19 protein-coding genes and 1 tRNA gene are annotated in these 17,853 nt (G+C 62.7%); 8 read left to right on the forward strand and 12 right to left on the reverse strand.

Going from position 1 to position 17,853, the window contains the following annotated elements; genetic code table 11:
- Positions 1-643: 643 nt before the first annotated feature.
- The 5 genes from F6X37_RS25375 to F6X37_RS25395 all read right to left on the reverse strand — a co-directional run bounded on the left by F6X37_RS25375 (position 644) and on the right by F6X37_RS25395 (position 5,514).
- Entirely contained in the window at positions 644-1,462 is an 819-nt protein-coding gene (locus F6X37_RS25375; protein WP_187613204.1) for a hypothetical protein, read from the reverse strand.
- Between the two features lie 270 nt (positions 1,463-1,732).
- Entirely contained in the window at positions 1,733-2,368 is a 636-nt protein-coding gene (locus F6X37_RS25380; protein WP_187613205.1) for a riboflavin synthase, read from the reverse strand.
- Between the two features lie 15 nt (positions 2,369-2,383).
- A complete protein-coding gene (gene ribD / locus F6X37_RS25385) occupies positions 2,384-3,535 on the reverse strand; it encodes a bifunctional diaminohydroxyphosphoribosylaminopyrimidine deaminase/5-amino-6-(5-phosphoribosylamino)uracil reductase RibD (protein ID WP_090801471.1) in 1,152 nt (383 codons plus the stop codon).
- A gap of 63 nt (positions 3,536-3,598) precedes the next feature.
- Positions 3,599-4,882, reverse strand: coding sequence for a glutamate-1-semialdehyde 2,1-aminomutase (hemL, locus tag F6X37_RS25390; protein ID WP_187613206.1), 1,284 nt, complete (start codon positions 4,880-4,882; stop codon positions 3,599-3,601).
- A 140-nt stretch (positions 4,883-5,022) separates the two neighbouring features.
- On the reverse strand, positions 5,023-5,514 hold the full coding sequence (locus tag F6X37_RS25395) for a hypothetical protein (protein ID WP_187613207.1): 492 nt from the start codon (positions 5,512-5,514) through the stop codon (positions 5,023-5,025).
- A 283-nt stretch (positions 5,515-5,797) separates the two neighbouring features.
- Here F6X37_RS25395 and F6X37_RS25400 point away from each other — a divergent pair, with 283 nt between their 5' ends.
- The 3 genes from F6X37_RS25400 to F6X37_RS25410 all read left to right on the forward strand — a co-directional run bounded on the left by F6X37_RS25400 (position 5,798) and on the right by F6X37_RS25410 (position 7,950).
- Positions 5,798-7,018: a Bcr/CflA family multidrug efflux MFS transporter gene (locus tag F6X37_RS25400; RefSeq protein WP_090801465.1), complete on the forward strand. Its 1,221-nt coding sequence runs from the start codon at positions 5,798-5,800 to the stop codon at positions 7,016-7,018.
- Positions 7,019-7,232: 214 nt separating this feature from the next.
- Complete coding sequence (locus F6X37_RS25405) at positions 7,233-7,463, forward strand: hypothetical protein (RefSeq protein WP_187613208.1); 231 nt, start codon at positions 7,233-7,235, stop codon at positions 7,461-7,463.
- Between the two features lie 82 nt (positions 7,464-7,545).
- Positions 7,546-7,950: a RidA family protein gene (locus tag F6X37_RS25410; RefSeq protein ID WP_090801464.1), complete on the forward strand. Its 405-nt coding sequence runs from the start codon at positions 7,546-7,548 to the stop codon at positions 7,948-7,950.
- Positions 7,951-8,096: 146 nt separating this feature from the next.
- Here the strand turns inward: F6X37_RS25410 and F6X37_RS25415 are convergent, their stop codons facing one another.
- A complete protein-coding gene (locus tag F6X37_RS25415; protein ID WP_244144925.1) occupies positions 8,097-8,534 on the reverse strand; it encodes a DUF4279 domain-containing protein in 438 nt (145 codons plus the stop codon).
- A 50-nt stretch (positions 8,535-8,584) separates the two neighbouring features.
- Between F6X37_RS25415 and F6X37_RS25420 the strand changes: the two genes are divergently transcribed.
- Complete coding sequence (locus F6X37_RS25420) at positions 8,585-8,824, forward strand: hypothetical protein (RefSeq protein ID WP_222944933.1); 240 nt, start codon at positions 8,585-8,587, stop codon at positions 8,822-8,824.
- Positions 8,825-9,005: 181 nt separating this feature from the next.
- Here the strand turns inward: F6X37_RS25420 and F6X37_RS25425 are convergent, their stop codons facing one another.
- From F6X37_RS25425 to rph, 6 genes are all read right to left on the reverse strand, one after another.
- Complete coding sequence (locus F6X37_RS25425; RefSeq protein WP_090801462.1) at positions 9,006-9,425, reverse strand: DUF4279 domain-containing protein; 420 nt, start codon at positions 9,423-9,425, stop codon at positions 9,006-9,008.
- 11 nt (positions 9,426-9,436) lie between these two features.
- Positions 9,437-10,213, reverse strand: coding sequence for a hypothetical protein (locus F6X37_RS25430; RefSeq protein WP_187613209.1), 777 nt, complete (start codon positions 10,211-10,213; stop codon positions 9,437-9,439).
- Positions 10,214-10,500: 287 nt separating this feature from the next.
- A tRNA-Ser gene (locus F6X37_RS25435) sits at positions 10,501-10,590 on the reverse strand.
- 54 nt (positions 10,591-10,644) lie between these two features.
- Entirely contained in the window at positions 10,645-11,874 is a 1,230-nt protein-coding gene (hemW, locus tag F6X37_RS25440) for a radical SAM family heme chaperone HemW (protein ID WP_187613210.1), read from the reverse strand.
- Entirely contained in the window at positions 11,871-12,533 is a 663-nt protein-coding gene (rdgB, locus tag F6X37_RS25445; protein ID WP_090801458.1) for an RdgB/HAM1 family non-canonical purine NTP pyrophosphatase, read from the reverse strand. Before rdgB ends, hemW begins: the two co-directional genes overlap by 4 nt.
- Complete coding sequence (gene rph / locus F6X37_RS25450) at positions 12,530-13,267, reverse strand: ribonuclease PH (RefSeq protein ID WP_090801456.1); 738 nt, start codon at positions 13,265-13,267, stop codon at positions 12,530-12,532. Before rph ends, rdgB begins: the two co-directional genes overlap by 4 nt.
- Positions 13,268-13,467: 200 nt before the next feature.
- Here rph and F6X37_RS25455 point away from each other — a divergent pair, with 200 nt between their 5' ends.
- The 4 genes from F6X37_RS25455 (at position 13,468) to F6X37_RS25470 (ending at position 17,817) form a co-directional block, all read left to right on the forward strand.
- Positions 13,468-14,391, forward strand: coding sequence for a YicC/YloC family endoribonuclease (locus F6X37_RS25455; RefSeq protein WP_090801455.1), 924 nt, complete (start codon positions 13,468-13,470; stop codon positions 14,389-14,391).
- Positions 14,392-14,410: 19 nt separating this feature from the next.
- Positions 14,411-15,094: a guanylate kinase gene (gene gmk / locus F6X37_RS25460; protein ID WP_090801453.1), complete on the forward strand. Its 684-nt coding sequence runs from the start codon at positions 14,411-14,413 to the stop codon at positions 15,092-15,094.
- Positions 15,095-15,154: 60 nt separating this feature from the next.
- Positions 15,155-15,358, forward strand: coding sequence for a DNA-directed RNA polymerase subunit omega (rpoZ, locus tag F6X37_RS25465; RefSeq protein ID WP_008921215.1), 204 nt, complete (start codon positions 15,155-15,157; stop codon positions 15,356-15,358).
- A 98-nt stretch (positions 15,359-15,456) separates the two neighbouring features.
- Positions 15,457-17,817 carry a RelA/SpoT family protein gene (locus F6X37_RS25470; RefSeq protein ID WP_090801451.1) on the forward strand — a complete coding sequence of 787 codons (2,361 nt, stop codon included), beginning with the start codon at positions 15,457-15,459 and terminating at the stop codon, positions 17,815-17,817.
- Positions 17,818-17,853 lie beyond the last annotated feature (36 nt).

The following is a 17,853-nucleotide window of genomic DNA, read 5'->3' on the forward strand; positions in this document are numbered from 1 at the left end:
CTCCGGCGGCAGCAACCGCGCCACCGCTCTGTCCTTGAATGTCTTTCCGTAACGCGCCAACTTGTTCTCTCTTTATCGCCCCCAGATTCCAATTTTATCCAGGCGACAACCATTGTGACGCGGGGGGAAGGGGAAACAGAATCCCGTAATCGATGGCTGATACTATTTGACCTAGAGCGAGGCTGGGAAACACCACGTCCCCACAGTATCCAAAGATATGTGGCTCTGTTAGCGGCATGAAAATTTTCCGGCCAGCTTCCCATCCCCTGGCAGCGGAGCCCCAGGTAATTCGGCTATCGCTAGCCACGTACATCGCGCGGGGTAGATGTGGTGACTCACCCGTGTCGCTGTAGGAGATCCAAGCAATTAATGTCGTCATGCAAAAAATCGGTCACGTTGACACGGGTGGGCAGATCGGCGACTAAGCAGTATGCGTGATGGTGCTGTTTGGCGGTCGATTACCTTTGTTGCGGAGACGGCGCGTCGGAGGACGTTCGGTCAGTACATAGGTACGTCTTCGGACATCCCGTGTGCAAGCTTGCGCCTGAAGACTCAGATTCGGTCGAAGCCTAAGGCGTTTTATGTTGCCCGCGCGTAGCTGAAGGCTGGTCGCGCAGGCGCCGCATGGCATTTCGCGCTGTGACTATACGCTATACAGTTTGCCTTCCGGTTTCAACATGCTCCACCATCTGCAAAGTTTCTTCTCGTTGCTCGCGAATGCACCTTCTAGTAGTCCGAGAATCAGATACTGTGCATCGAGCGCATCGTGCCTCAGCCGCTCCTTAAGTTTCTCTCCTCCGACACAAGCCACGCCCTGAGGATATTTGAACCACAGGTCAAGGGCAAACAGCATGTTGACCTGGAACCACCTGAATGTGATCCACGTTTTGTCAATAGCCGGAAGCGATTCTCCGGCGTGGTATGGTGAGTGTAAGACTAGCTCCGTGGCGTGCACCCGCACGAAGTCGACGTCGTTACAAATCTTCAGTTCCGCGCTTTCATAAAGGGTTTGACGATCCGCTGGGCGCGCTGATTCCAGTTGAGGAAAGAGCTTGGGTATATCACTGACCATGCCGACAAGGAAATCAACGTCTTCTTGGATATCATTCCTCTTGTCGTCGAGTACATCGGCGAGCTTTCCAGTAATCGCATATTTTGGATCACAATAAAGCTTCGTATAGCTGTGATCGATGTGACGAACATACCTGCTTGGCAATCCGCAAGGTCGGTTTTCAGAGATTTCTGTCCGGAAAAGCGTGCCGGGATTTGGCACCAGTTCGAAAGGCCGAGCCTTGTCGGGGAATTTAGAGAACCATTTAGCCCTGTCTATGCTTTCCGCTTTGACGAGCTCGTACAGCAATGCCTCGCTCATCAACAGGCCGTGAACAGAAGCAATCTCAGCTATCGCGATCCTCGGTGCGCCCTGAAGGTACGATTTGTCTACGACGACATATTCGGTCAATCCAACCTCGTCTTTCGATTAAAAAGCGCCTTGCCTCTAGCGAGGCAGGGCGAGCGGCGCGGCTAAGTAGTCTTTGTCGATTGCCGTCAATCCCAATGCTGGCGCGGGAGGCCGCCAATTCCGATGTGTTGAAGCGGCTGATTCTTGGATGCGTGACGGTATACTTGTCGCCGAAATCGACGGTATACCGTCAAGTATACCGTCATGTAATGGTAGATTTGGGTGGTTCTGACGAGACGGTGGTAGACAGCCGAATCGTCAAAAAACAAATCATTTCAATGGCTTAGGGCCATCCTGGGTCGAAGTGAGCATTCGCTCCACATACCGCGCAATCAGATCGATCTCCAGATTCACTTTTACCCCGTCGTGCAGATGCTTGAGCGCCGTCACCTGCACGGTATGCGGAATCAGATTGATCGAAAACTCGCAGCCGTCGTCGCGATCAACGACGGAGTTCACGGTCAGGCTCACGCCATTGACCGTAATCGATCCCTTGTACGCGAGATAACGACCGATGTCGCGCGGCGCGAGAATGCGCAGCTCGTGCGATTCGCCGATCGGGGCGAAACGCGTGACGACACCGAGTCCGTCGACGTGTCCGGACACGATATGTCCTCCGAGCCGGTCATGCGCGCGCAGCGCTTTCTCGAGATTGACCTCGCCGGTTTCGCCGAGACCGGCCGTGCGGTTCAGGCTCTCGCGCGACACGTCGACCTCGAACGAATGAGCGGTCTTCGCGACCACCGTCATGCAGGCGCCCTGGATCGTGATGCTGTCGCCGAGCTGCACATCGGCGAGGTCGAGCCCGCCCGCCTCGACGTTCAGGCGCACGCCCGCGTCGCCGCCCGTGCCGAGCGGCTTGACTGATTCGATGCGGCCCACTGCCGCGACGATTCCTGTAAACATCGTGCTAGTCCTTGATCATTTCGAAACGGTGGGAGACACGGTGTCGGTCCCGGGTAAGGCTGTCGGCGCGAAACGCGCGAGGATCCGCAGATCGTCGCCGATCCGCTCGACCGTGTGGAAATTCAGCTTCACGCGGTCTTCGAGCTGGTCGGGCGCGTCCAGATTGAACATGCTCATCGAGTCCACGCCGAGCAGGCTCGGCGCGAGATAGACCAGCAGTTCATCGACGCAGCCTTCGCGCAACAGCGAACCGTTCAGCTTGTAGCCGGCTTCGACGTGCAGCTCGTTGACGTGACGCTCGCCGAGCACGCTCAGCATGCGCGGGAGATCCACCTTGCCGAACGCGTTCGGCAGCGGCACGATCTCGGCGCCGCGCTCGCGCAGCGCGCTCGCGCGTTCTTCGAGACGCGCGTCGAGCTCGCCGCAGAAGATCAGCGTCGGCGCGCCGGCCAGGATCAGCGCGTCGAGCGGCACGTCGAGCTGGCTGTCGATCAGCACGCGGTGCGGTTGGCGCGGTGTATCGACCGCGCGCACGGTCATGCGCGGATTGTCCTCGCGCACAGTGCCGATGCCGGTCAGGATCGCCGACGCGCGCGCACGCCACGCATGACCGTCGGCCCGCGCGGCCGCGCTCGTGATCCACTGGCTCTCACCCGACGGCAAGCCGGTGCGGCCATCGAGCGACGCTGCCACTTTCATGCGCACCCACGGACGGCCGCGCGTCATGCGCGACACGAAGCCGATGTTCAGCTCCCGCGCTTCGTTCGCGAGCAGCCCGCAGCGCACTTCGATACCGGCTTCGCGCAGCATCGCGAGACCGCGGCCGGAGACCTGCGGGTTGGGATCTTCCATCGCCGCGATCACGCGGCCGATCTGCGCTTCGATCAGCGCGTTCGCGCACGGCGGCGTGCGGCCGAAATGGCTGCACGGTTCGAGCGTCACGTAGGCGGTCGCGCCGCGCAGGTCGTGGCCGCGCGAGCGCGCGTCCTTCAGCGCGCGAATTTCGGCGTGATCCTGGCCGGCCGGCTGCGTGAAGCCTTCGCCGATCACCTCGCCGTTTCTGACGAGCACGCAACCGACCCGCGGATTCGGGTCGGCCGTGTACATGCCGCGCTTCGCGAGCGCGAGCGCGCGTTCCATGTGGACGAAATCGGTTTGCGAGAACATCGGTGTCCGTAGTGGTGCGGTGTCTGGGTCGTGCGAGTTGCGGCCTTTGCTTCGGGCCCGGCTTCAGCCTTTCAACGCTGCGAACGCGCCGCGCGCGGCGTCGATCGTCGCGTCGATCACCGCGTCGTCGTGCGCGCTCGACACGAAGCCGGCCTCATACGCCGACGGCGCGAAGTACACGCCCGCGTCGAGCATCTTGTGGAAGAACGCGTTGAAGCGCGGCACATCGCTCTTCGTGACGTCGGCGAAGCTCGTCGGGATCGATTCGCGAAAGTAGATGCCGAACATGCCGCCGAGCGCATCGGCCGCGAACGGCACGTCCGCTTCGCGTGCCGCCCGCGCGAGCCCTTGCGCGAGACGCGTGGTGCGCGCGGCGAGCGTGTCGTAGAAGCCGGGCGCCTGGATCAGCTGCAGCGTCTTCAGGCCGGCCGCGACCGCGATCGGATTGCCCGACAGCGTGCCCGCCTGATAGACGCCGCCGAGCGGCGCGAGGTGAGCCATGATGTCGCGCCGGCCGCCGAACGCCGCCGCCGGCATGCCGCCGCCGATTACCTTGCCGAGACAGGTGAGGTCCGGCGTGATGCCGTAGAGTTGCTGCGCGCCGCCGAGCGCGACGCGAAAGCCGCACATCACTTCGTCGAAAATCAGCACCACGCCGTACTCGGTGCACAGGCGCCGCAGCGCCTGCAGGAATTCAGGGGTCGCGCGCACGAGGTTCATGTTGCCAGCGACCGGCTCGACGATCACCGAGGCGATCTCGTTGCCGAACGCCTTGAACGCTTCTTCGAGCTCGGCGACGTTGTTGTATTCGAGCACGGTGGTGTGCTTCGCGATATCGACCGGCACGCCCGCCGAGGTCGGATTGCCGAAGGTCAGGAGGCCCGAGCCGGCCTTCACGAGCAGGCTGTCCGCGTGGCCGTGATAGCAGCCTTCGAACTTGACGATGCGGCTGCGGTTCGTGAAGCCGCGCGCGAGACGCAGCGCGCTCATCGTCGCCTCGGTGCCGCTCGACACCATGCGCACCTGTTCGATCGACGGCACCAGCTTGCAGATTTCCTCGGCGATCTCGACTTCCGACTCGGTCGGCGCGCCGAACGAAAAGCCATTCACGAGCGCGCGCTGCACGGCTTCCAGCACTTCGGGATGAACGTGGCCGAGGATCATGGGGCCCCACGAGCCGATGTAGTCGGTATAGCGCTGGCCGTCCGCGTCCCAGAAGTACGGGCCTTGCGCGCGCTCGATGAAACGCGGTGTGCCGCCGACGGAACGGAAAGCGCGCACCGGCGAATTCACGCCGCCGGGGATCGTGCGTTGCGCGCGTTCGAAGAGGGTTTCGTTTCTGGACATGGCGATGGGTGGAATAGGGAACAGGGGTTGCGCAGCGGCGCAAAGGGCCTCGGACGATTCCCGCGGACACTTCGCGCGATGCTGGGATGGATCGAGAAATTGTACCGGAGTCGGCGCCGGCGGGCTGTGCGGGCGGGCGGTCACGGCGGCGCGTGTTTCGCCTGGCTGCCCGGTGCGGGTATCGTCGGCGGCTTGCGCCTGCCGGTCAATTCGGCCCAGCGCTTCTCCAGCGCGCCTTCGGCGATCGGCTTGATGATCGTGCCCGAGCTTTGCGCATCCCACGTCTGCACCGAGAGCGGATGCACACGCAGCTGATCGCGCGTGATGACCGGCGCGTGATGCGCATCGACGAGCCAGTCGTAGACGAAATCGATGCACAGCCGGTAGCCGCGTTTGGTCGACGCGTCGGGGACTTCGTAGGGCGCGCGCGTCACGTAGCCCGAACCGAAGATGCCCTTCGGCTCCTGCGCGACGCGATGCAGGAACACGCGATCGCCGGGCAGGATGCCGCGCGCAAAGCCGCAGCCCCACACGTCGGCCACCGCGTCGCCGGCCGCCACGCGTTTCGCGATGTCGGGCAACTCGGGCCACGGCCATTTTTTGGGGCTCCAGATGAGCAGGAAGGCGGTCATCGCGGGTTCGAACGGGATCAGGGGGAAGGCTGTTGCGCGACGTCGAGCTTTTATGTCGGGCCGTCAAGCTGCGCATACGGAAGCGCGTTGGGCATGCTGGCGGCAGCTTAACCGATCGAGGCTGACTGCGCCGCGCGGCGCTGTCGCGCAACGTCCACGCAGCGGGCCACGAGCGCCGTCAGCGGATTAACCGTCGCGTACAATCGAGCCGGTCAACTGATGGCCGTTCCCGCTTCACCCGTTCCGCTGCCGATGCCGGCGCGGCGTTCCATCCGGATTTCCCATGTCTCACGTCGTCAGACGCCGGCCCGATGGCCGGCTGATCCTGTTGCTCGGCGCGCTGGCCGCGTGCGGGCCGATTTCCATCGACATGTATCTGCCGAGCCTGCCGACCATCGCGCAGGCCTTCGCGGTCGGCACGGGCGCCGCGCAATCGACGCTGACGAGCTTCATGTTCGGCTTTTCGATCGGCATGCTGCTGTACGGTCCGCTGTCCGATACCTATGGCCGTCGGCCGATCCTGCTTGGCGGCATCATCATGTATGCGCTCGCGAGCATCGCCTGCTCGCTGTCGGTCTCGATCGGCTCGCTGGTGGGTTTCCGCTTCGTGCAGGCGTTGGGCGCGGGCGCGGCGTCGGTGCTGGCTCGCGCGATCGCGCGCGACGCGCACGAGCCGGGCGACGCGGCGCGCGTCCTGTCGATGATCGCGATCGTCACGGCGATCGGTCCACTGCTCGCGCCGCTGATCGGCGGACAGTTGCTGCTGCTGGGCGGCTGGCGCGCCGTGTTCGTCGCGCTGACGCTGTTCGGTTCCGTGTGCGCGGTGACCGCATTCCTGAAGGTGCCGGAGACGTGGCCGCGCGAGATGCGCGCGCAGTCGGCGCTGCTGAAGTCGTTCGGCGCGTATGGCACGCTGCTGCGCGATCCGGTCGCGTGGGGACACATGTTGTGCGGCGGCATGGCGTTCGCGTCGATGTTCGCGTACATCACGGCGACGCCGTTCGTATACATCGAGTATTTCCACGTGTCCGCGCAGCACTATGGATTCCTGTTCGCGCTGAACATTGTCGGCATCATGTTCGGCAATTACCTGAACACGCGGCTCGTCGGCCGGCTCGGGCCGGTGCCGATCATCTCGTTCGCGGCGACCGTGAGCTTCGTCGCGTCGCTGTTCGTGTCAGTCGTGTCGCTGACGGGGTGGGGCGGCTTATGGTCGATCGTGTTCGGGCTGTTCTTTGTCGTCAGCGTGGTGGGCGTGTTGTCCGCCAACTGCACGACCGATCTGATGCATCGCTATCCCGCCAACGCGGGCGCCGCGGCGGCCGTGTTCGGCGCGGTGCAGCTCGCGCTCGGCGCACTGTCGAGCCTCGCGGTCGGACTGTGGCAGGACGGCACGCCGAAGGGCATGGGTATCGTGGTCGGCGTGGCGGGCTGTCTGTGCTTTGTCGGACGCATGCTCGTGATGCGTTGGCACGGGACGAAGTCGCCGGTTGCGGCTGTGTGAGCGTGTTGTTCGGATATCGAGGGTGAGCGCTGCGCGAGCGCTGTGAAAACGGCGTGAAAACCGGATGGCGATCGTGCTATTGCGGCTGTGGGCATCGGCCGACGCGTGAGTTCATCGGACGCGTCTCCGGAAAACACCTGGTGTTGCGCGCGCACCACCGTGCGTTGCGGTTTGCATTGCTATGATGAAGTCACTGTTCCTCGGAGCGGCACTCATGGCGATCAAAGACCTGATGAACGGCGAACGGCAATTTGCCGCATTCGCCGAAGCGCAACGGCTGGCCGACAGCGGCGCTTATTACGATTACACCGACATCGAATACGTCTTGCGCTTTGATCACGGTTTGACGGATGTATCGGCTCTGCTCGATAGCCAGTTGATGCATCGCGATCTGAATCGTCGTTGCGCGGATGCGCGCGAAAAGCTCGAGGTGGCGGACGCGTGATGCGTGATGCGTCGTGCGCGGGTTCGTGCTGAATGAAGCACGGCGATGAATCGCTCCGAGATTTTCACTTCTGGAGTGGTCGATGACCGATAGCACGCACGCCTCACGTTTGCCCCATACCGACAATCCGGCCGCGCTGGCGAAACCCGGCGGCCACTACAGTCATGTCGCGGTCGCGAATGGCTTCGTCTTCGTGTCCGGGCAGTTGCCGATCAACGCGCAAGGCGAAAAGCTCGCCGATGCGTCGTTCGACGCGCAGGCCGAACAGGTTCTGGCCAATGTGAAGGCGGCGCTCGAAAGCGTCGGCAGCAGCGTCGCGCAACTGGTGCAGGTGCGCGTGTATGTCGTCGATGTCGAACATTGGGCGAGCTTCAATCAGATCTATGCGGGCTGGGCCGGCGAGGCAAGGCCGGCGCGCGCGGTGGTGCCGGTGCCGCAGTTGCACTATGGGTTCAAGATCGAGGTTGAGGCGGTGGCGGTGGTTTAGGTCGTGATGGTGGGTACGGGGGCCGTGCATGTTTGCGACATAGAGGATTAATTCAGAAGTGCGGCCCATAACACTCGCGCTGTGCCTTACAAGGTCGCACAAAAAAGCCGACTCGCGAGGATCGGCTTGTGAATTCGAGCGAGGCTCTATCGATATTCATCGATCTCAGCGGTGCCGCCCATGGTTTCCATCATGGTGCGAATATCGTCGGGCACATCAGGCACGCGGTCGCCGCTCTCGTTGTCCCAATAACAGAAGAAACGCATCTGTGCGCCCTTGTCTGCGAGTAGCTGGCGCAAGTCATCTCGCGGCAAGTTCAGGCGATCAATAAGATAGCGGAGATGCGGTTCCAGGGAGTCGCTACGAACGGCGGCTTTGCTTCTCACCCCCCATACGCCGGTACGCCCCGGAACGCTGCTCAGTCGCCCCGACGGAGTCATAAACCGCTCCCCTTTGACTATCGCCGTATCCGGTGTAACGCTGAAATATCGGGTCCAGACTTCGGGATCTAAATCATCCCCGGCTATCGAAAATGATGCATGTGCGAGTTGATGTGCGTTCATCGTATGAAGATCAGTTTGCATAGTCCTGCATATTGCCGATGATGTTTTTCTAGATTCGTCGCCGAGCAGCGTTGACGCGCCTCTATTGCCAGCCCTGGCTGCGCGCGCAGCGCCCGCAATCCGCGAGCGCATCCTCGAAGAGACCAAAATCGACAATTGCGCAGCCTGTGAAGGCGAACAGCAACACGCCGGGGCGCACGGCGACATTGCACGGCTTCCGTTCAAGCTCCCGCGATTGGGCCAGCGAACAGGGCTATGCGCGCGACCTTGCCGAGCGGGCGCTTGCCCATACCGTGTCGAACAAGATTTAGGCGGCTTATCACCGCACCGATTTGATGGAACAGCGCCGGCCGATGATGGAAGTGTGGGCCGTGCCTGTTTGCAGCATAGAGGATTAATTCAGAAGTGCGGCCCATAACACTCGCGCTGTGCCTTGCAGGGTTGCAAAAAAAGCCAATTCCCGAGCATCGGCTTGTGCATTCGAGCGAGGCTCTATCGATATTCATCGATCTCGACCGTGCCGCCCATGGCTTCCATCATGGTGCGAATATCGTCGGGCACGTCAGGCACGCGGTCGCCGCTCTCGTTGTCCCAATAGCAGAAGAAGCGCATCTGCGCGCAAGTGCGCTCGATGAGTTCTCGCAAATCGGCACGGGGTAGCCCGAGGTGGCCCACCAGATAGCGAAGATGAGGCGTCAGATCGTCGCTCATTATTGCCTCCGCGCTCGAAACGATCCATGTGCCTTGCCGCCAAGGAATGCTGCTCATCATGCCGGACGGCATTAACCTGGGCTGCCCTTTGGCTCCCGCGCGAGATGGTGATACGCCAAAATAGTTCGTCCAGAATTCGGGCGGCTCGGTGTCCTGATAGATCGTGAACGCTGCGTGGGCGAGTTTGTGTTCGGGTGCCATCTCTGTTTCTCTCAGGGTGCCCAGCTATGCATGTTGTCGATGATCGCGCCTCTGAACTCGACATTCCCATCGTCGTGCCAAATAACGTTGTCGTCCCCGCGCATTCGATTGTCTTCTTTCATCATATGGATCATCCTGCCGAAGGTCTTGCGGTCATACCCCAGCATCTTCGCCGCGTAGTTTGGGTTGTTCGTGCTCTCGGCGAGTTCAACCACATCGCCGCTCAACGCATCAGGCACATACTCAAACGGCTGCGCGTCGCCGAGCAGCGTTGATGAGCCTCTATCGCCAGCCCTGGCTGCCCGCGCAGCGTTCAACCGGGTTTGCCAGGTGGCCGGATCATACTGGACGGACAAAATGGGTTCGCCGTCCGGGTGACTGCCTGTCCTCGCTATGGGATTCATTAACGGCGTGCTGCTGTACGGTGACGGAAACAGGCCATTACGCGGACCTTTAACGGCAAGCAGTTTGCCCCGGCGAATCTCTTCGAGAAGAGCAACGATCACCCACCAGCCATTGGTATCAGGGTTGCGGTCCCGTACATCATGAAAAAACAGCCAGTGACTGCCAATGAGATTCCTAATCAGTTTCCGGTCCTCCTCCCACTTCCTGCGATTCAGTGCGGCGATAGCAAGAAATTCCCGGGTCTCCGCCCTGGCCCTCTGAAGGTCTGCGGCCTTGCCGAGGCACGCCTTATAGTGCCATTCGTCGCAGATGACATAACAGGCACCCGGTGGCCGCCGGCAGAACAGCTCCACGGAGTGCATTTCAAATACGGACAGGGACATGGGTGTGTCGATGGTCTATCTGAAGTCGCTGCCGGAGTTGACAGCAGTCAGATAATTACTGTGCGACAGGCAGTCCGTACATGGGCGACCGCCCAAAATCTCGACGGCTCTCGACGAAACGGAAAAAAGCGCCCGCACGAACATTGCGGCTTTTCGCGCCCGTAGCGCGGATGCTCGCGGGCAGCGACCGTACCGCTGGTCTATCAGAGCGGAGAACTGCTCCACCTCGGGCCAGAAAAACAAAAAGCCCGTAAGTCACTGAACTTACGGGGTTTTTCTTGAAAGCCTGGCGGAGGCGGTGAGATTCGAACTCACGGAAGGATTGCTCCTTCGCCGGTTTTCAAGACCGGTGCCTTAAACCACTCGGCCACACCTCCAAGCCGCAAATTGTAACCTGAAAAGACCTCGCTGCGAGTCCGGCTGACCCGCCATCACTGCGGATCTTTCAGGAACAGCGCCTGCAAGTCGTTCAGGAACGCCTGGCCGAGCGGCGTCGGCGCGATCCGTTCGTGGTCGCGTGTGATCAGCTTGCGCTGTTCCGCTTCCTGCAACGCCGGCTCGATCGTCGTGATCGACAGGCCCGTGCGCTCGATGAACCGATGCACCGGAAATCCTTCTACCAGGCGCAGCGCGTTCAGCATGAACTCGAACGGCAGATCGCGCGGCCCGACCTCGTGCTCTTCCTGCACGCTTGCACCAGCCCTGGCCTGCTCGATGAACGTGGTCGGATGTTTGTAGCGCGCCTGGCGCACGATGCGATTAGGAAACGACAGCTTCGTATGCGCGCCCGCGCCGATGCCGAGATAGTCGCCGAAGCGCCAGTAGTTCAGATTGTGTTTGCTCTGCCGATGCGGCTGCGCATACGCGGACACCTCGTAGCGCCCGTAGCCGGCCTCGGCGGTGCGTTGATGAATCCAGTCCTGCATGTCTGCGGACGCGTCATCGTCGGGCAACGCGGGCGGAAACCTGGCGAATAGCGTGTTCGGTTCGAGCGTCAGGTGATACAGCGACAGATGCGGCGGGGCAAACGACAACGCCGTTTCCACGTCGGCCTGACATTCGGCGAGCGTTTGCCTGGGAAGCGCGAACATCAGGTCGAGGTTGAAGTTGTCGAACGTGGTCGCGGCGACTTCGACCGCGTGGCGTGCCTGCGCCGCGTCGTGAATGCGGCCGAGCGCCTTCAGATGCGTTTCGTTGAAACTCTGGATGCCCACCGACAGCCGGTTCACGCCGCTCGCGCGAAACTGCGCGAACTTGTCGGCTTCGAACGTGCCGGGGTTCGCTTCGAGCGTGATTTCCGCGTCGGCATCGAGCGGCAGCAGCGCGCGAATATCCGACAGCATGCGATCGAGCCCCGCCGCCGATAGCAAACTAGGCGTGCCGCCGCCGATGAACACCGTATGCACCTGGCGGCCCCAGATCAGTGGCAAGGCCATTTCCAGGTCGGCGCGCAACGCGTCGAGGTAGTCGTTCTCCGGGAACGTCTCGCCTTTCCACTCGTGCGAATTGAAGTCGCAGTAGGGGCACTTGCGCACGCACCACGGGAAATGCACGTACAGCGCAAGTGGCGGCAGCGACGTCAAACGGATGCTGCCCGGCGACGTGAACGCACTGACGACACCCTTGCCGATGTCCGCCGGCGTCGATCGGATCGGAATCACGCTTCCCCCGACAGACGCGCGAGCAGTTGCCGCAGCGCGATCGCGCGATGGCTGCTCGCGTTCTTGACCGCCGGCTCGAGTTCGGCGGCGCTCGCGTTCAGCGACGGCAGATAGAAGTACGGGTCGTAACCGAAGCCATGCTCGCCGCGCGGCGCGTCCAGGATTTCGCCATGCCAGCGGCCTTCGGCGATCAGCGGTTCGGGATCGTCCGCGTGACGCACGAGTGCGAGCACGCAGTAGTAATAGCCGCGGCGGTCGCTCACGTCCCGCAGTTCGTCGACGAGGCGCGCGTTGTTCGCCGCGTCGCTTTTCTCGCCGCCGGCGAGTTGCGCGAAGCGGGCCGAGTAGACGCCCGGCGCGCCGCGCAGCGCGCGCACGCAAAGGCCCGAGTCGTCGGCGAGCGCGGGCAGGCCGGTGAGCCGCGCAGCGTGACGGGCCTTCGTCAGCGCGTTTTCAACGAAGGTGGGATGCGGTTCTTCCGCTTCCGGCACGTTGAGTTCGCCTTGCGCGATCAACTCGATGCCGGCCGCGCCGAGCAGCGCCGCAAATTCGCGCAGCTTGCCCGCGTTGTTCGACGCGAGCACGACCTTTTTCAGCGGCATTCCCGACGTTACGCCGTGAGCATTGTTCCCGCCACCGTCCTGACGAACCTCATTCACTGCTGCACTCCCAGCGCCTCTTTCTGCTTCGCGATCAGCGTGCTGATGCCGTCGCTCGCGAGATCGAGCAGCGCATTCATTTCTTCGCGCGAGAACGGCACGCCTTCCGCGGTACCCTGAATTTCGACGAAGCCGCCCGCCCCCGTCATTACGACGTTCATGTCGGTGTCGCACTGCGAGTCTTCGTCGTAGTCGAGGTCGAGCACCGGCACGCCGTCGTACACGCCGACCGAAATCGCGGCGACGTAATCCAGGATCGGCGAGCTTTCGATGCGGCCCGTGGCAAGCAATCTGGCGACCGCATCATGCGCGGCGACGAACGCGCCCGTAATGCTCGCGGTGCGTGTGCCGCCATCGGCCTGGATCACGTCGCAGTCGAGATTGAGCGTGCGCGCGCCGAGCTTCTCGAGATCGAACACCGAGCGCAGCGCGCGGCCGATCAGCCGCTGGATTTCCTGCGTGCGGCCGGTTTGTTTGCCGCGCGCGGCTTCACGGTCGCTGCGGGTATGGGTGGCGCGCGGCAGCATGCCGTATTCGGCGGTGAGCCAGCCCTGGCCGCGATCGCGCAGAAACGGCGGTACGCTCTCGCTGACGCTCGCGGTGCAGATCACCTTGGTGTCGCCGAATTCGACCAGCACCGAGCCCTCCGCATGCTTCGTGTAGTGACGCGTGATGCGCACGTCGCGCAACTGGTGGGGCTGGCGGCCGCTGGGGCGTTGGGTGTCGTTGCTCATGTCGGAATGGGTCGGGATGGGCTGGAGGAGGGCGGAGGAAAAACGCTAATTTTACCGCCGATCGGATAGGGCGGTTGCCCATACGGATGGCTGCGACAAAAATGGGATAATGCCGATTCCCCGCCCCGCGTCTCGTACACGCCGGGCGATCCGCTTCTCAGGCCATCGTCTACCGCATGGCCGCAATCGCGAGAAATACGATGATCTACAGCATGACTGGCTATGCGAGCGCCACGCGCGAACTCGTGGCAGCCTCGGGCACGGGTGGCGTCAGCGTGTCGGTCGAATTGCGCACGGTGAACTCGCGCTTTCTCGATCTGAACTTCCGCATGCCGGAAGACGTGCGCGTCGTCGAACCGACGCTGCGCGAGATGCTGATGAACAAGCTGTCGCGCGGCAAGGTCGACATTCGCGTGAATCTGCAGCGCAGCGAGCAGTCGGCGAACGCGGGCGCGATCAACCGCGACGCGCTCGCGCAACTCGCGCAGCTGGAACGCACGGTGCTCGGCACGTTTCCTGAAGCCGGCCGTCTGCGCACCGGCGAAATTCTGCGCTGGCCGGGCGTGCTCGCCGAAAGCGGCATCGCGCCCGAGACGCTGCGCGAAGCGGTGCTCGGATGCGGCAAGCAGGCGATCGCGGACCTGATCGACGTGCGCGCGCGCGAAGGCGCGCAACTCGCGACGATGCTGCTCGCCAACGTCACCGAAATGGAGACGATCGTCGTGAAGATCACCCCGCTCGTGCCCGAGCTGATTGCGCGACATCAGCAGAAAATCGTCGAGCGTCTGCAGGAAGCGCTCGGCATCGCCGCGCCGGATGCGGCCGTGACGATCGTATCGCGCGAAGAGATCAACGAGCGGATTCGCCAGGAAGTGACGATGTACGGCATTCGCATCGACATCGCCGAAGAGCTGTCGCGCCTCACCGCGCACCTGAACGAAACGCGTCACGTGATCGAGAAGGGCGGCAAGGTCGGCAAGCGGCTCGACTTCATGATGCAGGAGCTGAACCGCGAAGCGAACACGCTCGGTTCGAAGGCGGCGGCGAAGGAACTCGCGGATTCGTCGATGACGCTGAAGCTCTTGATCGAACAGATGCGCGAGCAGGTACAGAATCTCGAATAAGGCTGGAGCACCACACATCATGACCGACCACCATCCACGCGAAACCGGCGCGGCGCGCCATTCGTACGCCGGCGCGTATCCCGGCAACCTGTTCATGGTCGTCGCGCCGTCAGGCGCGGGCAAGTCGACGCTCGTGAACGCGCTGCTCGCGAGCGACGACGCGATCCGTCTGTCGATCTCCTACACGACGCGCCCGCCGCGTCCGAAGGAGCAGGACGGCGAGCACTATCACTTCACGAGCGTCGAAGATTTCATGCAGCGTCACGACGCGGGCGAGTTTCTCGAAAGCGCGGAAGTGCACGGCAACTATTACGGCACGTCGCGCGTGTGGATCGAGGAGCAGATGAAAAACGGCCATGACGTGCTGCTCGAAATCGACTGGCAGGGTGCGCAGCAGGTGAAGAAGCAATTCAACAACGCGGTGGAGATTTTCATTCTGCCGCCGTCGCTCGAAGCGCTCGAAGAGCGTCTGAAAAAGCGCGGCCAGGACGAGCCGAACGTAATCACGCGACGCTTGCTCGCGGCGGGCGGCGAGATCGCGCACGCGGCCGAAGCGGAGTACGTCGTGATCAACGAGAACTTCGATCGCGCGCTGGCGGAGTTGCAGTGCCTCGTCGGCGCGACGCGCTCGCGCTTCGCGTCGCAGTACGCGCGTCACACGCAGCTTTTCATGCAGCTCGGCATCCACCTGCCGCACGCGTGAGCGCGGCGTGGTGTCAAGCACATAAGGTAGAATAAGCAACATACTGAGAAGGAACCCAACATGGCCCGCATTACCGTCGAAGACTGCCTCAAACAGATCCCGAACCGTTTCGAACTCGCGCTTGCCGCAACCTATCGCGCGCGTCAGCTCGCTCAAGGCCACACGCCGAAAATCGAAAGCCGCGACAAGCCCACCGTCCTCGCGCTGCGTGAAATCGCATCGGGTCAGGTCGGCGTCGAAATGCTGAAGAAGGTGCCGGTCTAAGGCGCACGGATTTTCGTTTTCGACTTGCCGGTATTCGCCACACCGGATTGCTCAACGTGCAGAACTGCGTCCAACCCTGACCGCTACCGGAGGCGACCATGAGTGCTACCCCGCCCACCGCCACGGAAGCGGAGCACGACACCGACTCGCCGTCCTCTGCACGCAAGTACATCGACGCGGTCCTCGAGCAGTCGTTTCGCCATCTGTTCGGGCCGACCGCCACGCCGGAGCAGCCGCGCCGGCATGACGTCGTCTCCATCGCCAATCTGACGTCTGCGCTGTCCGGCTATCTGCAGCCGGAAGAGATCAAGGACATCAAGGCGGCGTTCCACTTCAGCGACGAAGCCCACCTCGGCCAGTATCGCCAGAGCGGCGAGCCCTACATCACGCATCCGGTCGCCGTCGCGGAAATCTGCGCGGGCTGGAATCTCGACGCCCAGGCGATCATGGCGGCGCTGCTGCACGACGTGATGGAAGACCAGGGCGTGACCAAGGCGGAGCTCGCCGAGCGCTTCGGCGCGAAGGTCGCGGAACTGGTCGACGGGTTGTCCAAGCTGGACAAGATGGAGTTTCGCAATCGCGAGGAAGCGCAAGCGGAGAACTTCCGCAAGATGCTGCTCGCGATGGCGCGCGACGTGCGCGTGATCCTCGTGAAGCTCGCCGACCGGCTGCACAACATGCGCACGCTCGGCGCGGTGCCGTCGGAGAAACGTCGCCGTGTCGCGCGCGAAACGCTAGACATTTACGCGCCGATCGCTCACCGGCTCGGCCTGAATAATACCTATCGCGAGCTGCAGGACCTGAGTTTCGCGAACTTCAACCCGCACCGTTACGCGACACTCGAAAAAGCCGTGAAGGCGGCGCGCGGCAATCGTCGCGAGGTGGTCGGCAAGATTCTCGAATCGGTGCAGCGCGCGATTGCGGACGCGAAGCTCGACGCCGAAGTTACCGGTCGCGAGAAAACCATCTTCAGCATTTACAAGAAGATGCGCGACAAGCAGCTGTCGTTTTCGCAGGTGCTCGACGTGTATGGTTTTCGCGTGGTCGTCGAGAGCGCGCTCGAGTGTTATACCTGCATCGGCGCGTTGCATGCGCTTTTCAAGCCTGTTCCGGGCAAGTTCAAGGATTACATCGCGATCCCGAAGGTGAACGGCTATCAGTCGCTGCACACCACGCTCGTCGGCCCGTTCGGCGCACCGATCGAGTTTCAGGTGCGCACGCGCAAGATGCACGAGATCGCCGAGGCGGGCGTTGCCGCGCACTGGCTGTACAAGAACGGCAGCGCGGATCTGAACGACGTGCAGAAGCGTGCGCACCAGTGGCTGAAGTCGCTGCTCGACATTCAGAGCGAAGCGGGCGATTCGAGCGAATTCCTCGAGCACGTGAAGATCGACCTGTTCCCGGATGCGGTCTACGTGTTCACGCCGAAGTCGAAGATCATGGCGCTGCCGCGCGGCGCCACCGCGCTCGACTTCGCGTACTCGATCCACAGCGACCTCGGCAACCAGTGCGTCGCGGTGAAGATCAACAACGAGCTGTTGCCGTTGCGTACCGAGCTGAAGAGCGGCGACATCGTCGAAGTCATCACGGCGCCGTATTCGAAGCCGAACCCCGCATGGCTCGGCTTCGTGCGCAGCGGCAAGGCGCGCTCGGCGATCCGTCATTATCTGAAGACGATGCGTCTGAACGAGTCGGTGCAGCTCGGCGAGCGTCTCGTCGATCAGGCGTTGAAGGGCTATGGCCTTGCGCTATCGGACGTGACGCCGGAGGCGTGGGAAAAGCTCGTGCAGTGGACGGGCAACAAGAACCGTCAGGAAATTTTCGCGGACATCGGTCTCGGCCGGCGGGTCGCCGCGGTGATGGCCAAGCGCATCGAAGTGCTGATGAGCGGGCGCGACGCCGACGACGACGGCTCGCGCTCCGAGTCCGGTTCGACGCCGCACGCGCCGCCGGTCGTCATCACCGGTACCGAGGGCATGTCGGTGCAGCTGTCCGCGTGTTGCCGTCCGATTCCGGGCGACGACATCATGGGCTATATCGGCATCGGTCTCGGCATGGCGATTCATACCACCGACTGCCGCGTCGCGCAGCGTATCCACCGGCGCGATCCGGGCCGCTGGATCGACGTCGCGTGGGCGCCGCAGCCGGGGCGGCTGTTCGATGTCGCGGTCAAGGTACTGGTCAAGAACACCAAGGGCGTGTTCGCCCGCGTAGCGGCCGACATCACATCGGCGGACGCGAACATCGTCCATATCGCGATGGACGAAGATCTGTCGCAGGAATCCACGATTCTGCGCTTCGTGATCCAGGTCAGCGACCGGGTGCATCTGGCCAATGTGATGCGGCGCGTGCGCACGAATCCCGATGTGATGCGCATCACGCGTGAGCGGCCGAGCGAAGAGGGGCATCACCGCCACGACGGCGGCATGCGCATCGACCGCGAGCGCGCGGACTACTGAACGGCTTCCGGCTGGGCGTCGGCGCGGCTTGGACTA

It is taken from the genome of Paraburkholderia sp. 31.1 (genome assembly GCF_014397645.1).
GTDB lineage: Bacteria > Pseudomonadota > Gammaproteobacteria > Burkholderiales > Burkholderiaceae > Paraburkholderia > Paraburkholderia tuberum.

What these genes read in the sequence shown, in the direction of transcription:
- F6X37_RS25380 (WP_187613205.1), bottom strand. Translation starts at nt 2,368, where the DNA reads ATGTTTACAGGAATCGTCGCGGCAGTGGGCCGCATCGAATCAGTCAAG.
- ribD (WP_090801471.1), bottom strand. Translation starts at nt 3,535, where the DNA reads ATGTTCTCGCAAACCGATTTCGTCCACATGGAACGCGCGCTCGCGCTC.
- hemL (WP_187613206.1), bottom strand. Translation starts at nt 4,882, where the DNA reads ATGTCCAGAAACGAAACCCTCTTCGAACGCGCGCAACGCACGATCCCC.
- F6X37_RS25395 (WP_187613207.1), bottom strand. Translation starts at nt 5,514, where the DNA reads ATGACCGCCTTCCTGCTCATCTGGAGCCCCAAAAAATGGCCGTGGCCC.
- F6X37_RS25400 (WP_090801465.1), top strand. Translation starts at nt 5,798, where the DNA reads ATGTCTCACGTCGTCAGACGCCGGCCCGATGGCCGGCTGATCCTGTTG.
- F6X37_RS25405 (WP_187613208.1), top strand. Translation starts at nt 7,233, where the DNA reads ATGGCGATCAAAGACCTGATGAACGGCGAACGGCAATTTGCCGCATTC.
- F6X37_RS25410 (WP_090801464.1), top strand. Translation starts at nt 7,546, where the DNA reads ATGACCGATAGCACGCACGCCTCACGTTTGCCCCATACCGACAATCCG.
- F6X37_RS25415 (WP_244144925.1), bottom strand. Translation starts at nt 8,534, where the DNA reads ATGCAAACTGATCTTCATACGATGAACGCACATCAACTCGCACATGCA.
- F6X37_RS25425 (WP_090801462.1), bottom strand. Translation starts at nt 9,425, where the DNA reads ATGGCACCCGAACACAAACTCGCCCACGCAGCGTTCACGATCTATCAG.
- F6X37_RS25430 (WP_187613209.1), bottom strand. Translation starts at nt 10,213, where the DNA reads ATGTCCCTGTCCGTATTTGAAATGCACTCCGTGGAGCTGTTCTGCCGG.
- rph (WP_090801456.1), bottom strand. Translation starts at nt 13,267, where the DNA reads ATGAGCAACGACACCCAACGCCCCAGCGGCCGCCAGCCCCACCAGTTG.
- F6X37_RS25455 (WP_090801455.1), top strand. Translation starts at nt 13,468, where the DNA reads ATGATCTACAGCATGACTGGCTATGCGAGCGCCACGCGCGAACTCGTG.
- gmk (WP_090801453.1), top strand. Translation starts at nt 14,411, where the DNA reads ATGACCGACCACCATCCACGCGAAACCGGCGCGGCGCGCCATTCGTAC.
- rpoZ (WP_008921215.1), top strand. Translation starts at nt 15,155, where the DNA reads ATGGCCCGCATTACCGTCGAAGACTGCCTCAAACAGATCCCGAACCGT.
- F6X37_RS25470 (WP_090801451.1), top strand. Translation starts at nt 15,457, where the DNA reads ATGAGTGCTACCCCGCCCACCGCCACGGAAGCGGAGCACGACACCGAC.